Source organism: Halorubrum sp. SP9 (genome assembly GCF_005435015.1).
Classification (GTDB): domain Archaea; phylum Halobacteriota; class Halobacteria; order Halobacteriales; family Haloferacaceae; genus Halorubrum; species Halorubrum sodomense.
This window is the reverse complement of the sequence record NZ_SGXU01000353.1, coordinates 1-476: the sequence shown is the minus strand read 5'-3', so window position 1 is coordinate 476 and position 476 is coordinate 1. Positions and strand designations below refer to the sequence as shown.

Genomic DNA, 476 nt, shown 5'->3' with positions numbered 1-476 from the left:
GACTTACGAGTCCGTGTTCGTCTCGGAGGTGTGGTACGATATTCGCTTCACGCTCGACGGAGAGTATCCCGGAGAAGACCTCGCGAGAACCGTGTACAAACCGGTCCGTCGCAACGCCGAAACCGCGGGTCGGAAGTTGATCGGTCGGGTATCAGATGGCGGGGGATTTTCGTGGGGCGTATCGAGCGTCAATACCCCGTGAGGGTTTCGGCAACCGGCTTCCGCCGCCGAACAGGAGGGGTGTGCTCGCTCGTGCGACCGGATCGGTGCCCGCGGCATTCGCCCCGACATTCGTGGTCCCTTGCTCCGAGCGGTCGAGAGCGCGGGGGACTGGCCGCGATCGTATCGACCACAAATCATTTTCCGTCGACATGTGATCTTACCGCATGGCAGTTGCTAACGAGGGAAACCGTCGCGTCGCCGAACAGGGGTTCATCGATCGGATTCAACACCTCGCGGGCGCCGCGAACCCGGCG

The 476-nt window shown here is 62.4% G+C and carries 1 pseudogene; it reads left to right on the top strand.

The window, feature by feature from the left end:
* Positions 1 to 202, top strand: a pseudogene (locus EXE45_RS20990) (hypothetical protein); the annotation flags it as partial.
* Positions 203 to 476 lie beyond the last annotated feature (274 nt).